5 protein-coding genes and 1 riboswitch are annotated in these 2,649 nt (G+C 41.3%); of the genes, 2 read left to right on the top strand and 3 right to left on the bottom strand.

Features of this window, described 5'->3' with window-relative positions; translation table 11 throughout:
* Positions 1 to 125 precede the first annotated feature (125 nt).
* A riboswitch (PreQ1 riboswitch) is annotated at positions 126 to 172 on the top strand.
* A 130-nt stretch (positions 173 to 302) separates the two neighbouring features.
* Complete coding sequence (gene queF, locus V7659_RS20370) at positions 303 to 803, top strand: preQ(1) synthase (RefSeq protein ID WP_026564093.1); 501 nt, start codon at positions 303 to 305, stop codon at positions 801 to 803.
* A 108-nt stretch (positions 804 to 911) separates the two neighbouring features.
* On the opposite strand, the gene V7659_RS20365 is transcribed toward queF, so the two are convergent.
* Positions 912 to 1,082: a hypothetical protein gene (locus V7659_RS20365; protein ID WP_335541800.1), complete on the bottom strand. Its 171-nt coding sequence runs from the start codon at positions 1,080 to 1,082 to the stop codon at positions 912 to 914.
* 165 nt (positions 1,083 to 1,247) lie between these two features.
* Here V7659_RS20365 and V7659_RS20360 point away from each other — a divergent pair, with 165 nt between their 5' ends.
* The gene (locus tag V7659_RS20360) at positions 1,248 to 2,045 is read left to right on the top strand and encodes a hypothetical protein (RefSeq protein ID WP_335541798.1); all 798 of its coding nucleotides are present in this window, start codon (positions 1,248 to 1,250) and stop codon (positions 2,043 to 2,045) included.
* Positions 2,046 to 2,130: 85 nt separating this feature from the next.
* Here V7659_RS20360 and V7659_RS20355 read toward each other — a convergent pair whose 3' ends face one another.
* Entirely contained in the window at positions 2,131 to 2,349 is a 219-nt protein-coding gene (locus V7659_RS20355) for a DUF2922 domain-containing protein (RefSeq protein ID WP_335541796.1), read from the bottom strand.
* Between the two features lie 40 nt (positions 2,350 to 2,389).
* Entirely contained in the window at positions 2,390 to 2,608 is a 219-nt protein-coding gene (locus V7659_RS20350; RefSeq protein ID WP_335541795.1) for a DUF1659 domain-containing protein, read from the bottom strand.
* Positions 2,609 to 2,649 lie beyond the last annotated feature (41 nt).

Here is a 2,649-nt window from a genome sequence, read left to right as displayed (position 1 = left end):
CATGGTGTCAGGCACCAACGCAGTAAAATTTTTCATTATAAAAGGTTTGTTGCATTTTGCCTTCATCTACCATTGACGAATAGTGTGCGGTTCTATATGATATGAAGAAGAGAATACCCGTACTTGCGGGAGAGGTTCATAGCTGATACCCTCTATAAAAAACTATGGATACATGACTATTAAGCCATGTCCATATTGGACGTGGCTTTTTTGTTGGGTCCTGATAGTTAAAGAGTATAGCTGCTGCTGTGGAAACTCTTTTTTGGAAAAAGTGTGGGATACATTGTTAGGAGGTTTTTTTTATGTCTGGCAGAAGCCATGAGGAAGGTTTAAAGGATTTAACATTATTAGGTAATCAAGGGACTACCTATTCATTTGAATATGCGCCTGAGGTGTTAGAGGCAGTCGATAATCTTCACCCGGATCGTGATTATTTTGTAAAATTTAATTGCCCGGAGTTTACTAGTTTATGTCCATTGACGCGCCAGCCGGATTTTGCGACGATGTATATTTCGTATGTTCCGGACAAAAAGATTGTTGAGAGCAAATCGTTGAAGCTGTATTTGTTTAGTTTCAGGAATCATGGGGATTTCCATGAGGATTGTGTCAATATCATCATGAATGATTTAATTAAGTTGCTTGACCCAAGGTATATTGAGGTTTGGGGTAAGTTCACTCCACGCGGCGGAATTTCCATTGATCCATGGTGCAATTATGGAAAGCCAGGGACAAAGTATGAAGAGATGGCCCATTTCCGTTTGATGAACCATGACATCTATCCGGAGAAAGTGGATAATCGTTAATTAGTAGGGCCGGGTTTCCGGCCTCTTTTTAGTAAATGGCGCCATCTACCAATTAAGCACATCTTATCCGAAAAGCCACGGAGCCTTCCGTGGCTTTTTCTGTCTGGACTACCAAGCGTAATCATCATGTTCTTCTTCCTGAGAGTCATCATCATCATTTAGTCGGTTGACAAGCCACTCATCGTGAGTTATGCCGGTGAACATCATTTCATTTTGAACCTCTTCGCTATTCCATTCATCTGCCAGCATATCTCCACGAAGATTCGGATCTTTTGTCATCATTTCTTCACCTCCTCTACTATCATTGCCAATTTTTTCGTGACTATAATAGAAGGAGAGTAAAAAATAGTTGACTCAACGATTAAATCGAGGGCCACTCGAACCGATTCTTTCCACAATTAGAGGAGAGCGCACTTAACATATGAAGAAAGCCTGGTGTAAACAGTGGATATTGGTGGTTTTGATATAAAGAGAAAGTTGTTTTCTAATGATTTTGGTCTTAGTGTTTTTGAGGTCATAGAAATCGAAACGGGCCGGACGTTTATCCTAAGGTTGGTTGATTTTTCGAACAAATCAACGGATTTTAAGAAGGCGCAATGGAACCAATTGCAGAATGAATACCGGACGACGATCTCCGATTATAGCCATTTGTCGTGTATCGAACAGGTAGCTAAGGTTGATGAAGACTACTTATATTCTCTTTTTGACGGGGAAGAGGGGGGGACCTTAAGTGAAAAAGGGCCACTCGAGCCTGATCAAATCCAACAGCTCATTGCTGCCCTCCGCCATCTTCACGATCATCAAATGATTCATGGGTCGATTTCACCTGAAAACATCTGGATCACCACTCAAGAAAGAGTGATTTTATATGGAGCTGGGGAGGCAAAGGTTCTTGAAGGGAAGCCCCGCTTAGGAGCTGTTTTGGATATACGGCAATTGATTGCGGTCATCCAGAGTTTTTCTACTTTAAGCGAGTCGATATTGGAACAACTGAACCTTGAAGGACCGATGACGGCAGAGGAATTAGAACAAATTCTATTTCGTGCGGAGAGAAAAGCAGGCATAAGTGAGAATAATAAACTGGCGGCCTTTTTTGAAAGAAAAAGCATAACTCAAAAAGCAGAAGCTGCTGAACGCGAACGGAGAAAAGCGGAAAAGGTCAAGCATAGAAGAGCGAACAAGATGATCATTGGTGGCGTCATTGCAACCATGCTGATCCTTACTGTTTATTGTCTATTTTAATAGGAAAAATGCGGTTCATCTGAGATGAACCGCATTTTTGTGTTATTGATAAAAATTTCGTTTCCTCTAAAGGGGCTTTTTCGCCTTAAACTAGTTCATAATCAGTTACGTTGCGGTCGACGACTCTCGCACCTTTGGAAGAGACAAACTTGCCACTGCTTGTGGTGAAAACTTCCGAGGCAATAATCTGTGCCATCGATAGCTTGACGACTTCTTCATCAATTGGATCTTTGGGATTTTCAACCGTTAGACGTGCTGTTTTTCCAAGCTCCGTTGCAAATTGTAATTCTAATGTTTTTGCCATATTCGTTCACCTCCTTTCGTCACCTAAGGTTCCTATCCTACTAAGCGATGATCTCAGAACTGTCATTTCGCTCTACTTTGTTTAGCATGTCATTACACAAAACGGAAATGGCTAATGCTGCTTGAAATATCTGATCTGTTGTCGCATCTTTTTTGACATTGCTAAACGTTTTTGAGCGTAGGATTGGTTCACCATCCTCGTCCATACCTCCTTCAAACACTAAGCGAAGCTTCGTCCCTTCTAAAAGTGATTGTGCCATTGTACTTCACCTCCTTTCACCTTCTATATAGAAAAAAGTCG

The sequence above is a fragment of the Neobacillus drentensis genome (assembly GCF_036966985.1).
Classification (GTDB): Bacteria; Bacillota; Bacilli; order Bacillales; family Cytobacillaceae; genus Neobacillus; species Neobacillus drentensis_E.
This window is presented reverse-complemented; position numbering and strand designations above follow the sequence as displayed.

Bases quoted from the DNA above. Each gene is read 5' to 3' on its own strand.
- queF (WP_026564093.1), top strand. From the start codon at position 303: ATGTCTGGCAGAAGCCATGAGGAAGGTTTAAAGGATTTAACATTATTA.
- V7659_RS20365 (WP_335541800.1), bottom strand. From the start codon at position 1,082: ATGACAAAAGATCCGAATCTTCGTGGAGATATGCTGGCAGATGAATGG.
- V7659_RS20355 (WP_335541796.1), bottom strand. From the start codon at position 2,349: ATGGCAAAAACATTAGAATTACAATTTGCAACGGAGCTTGGAAAAACA.
- V7659_RS20350 (WP_335541795.1), bottom strand. From the start codon at position 2,608: ATGGCACAATCACTTTTAGAAGGGACGAAGCTTCGCTTAGTGTTTGAA.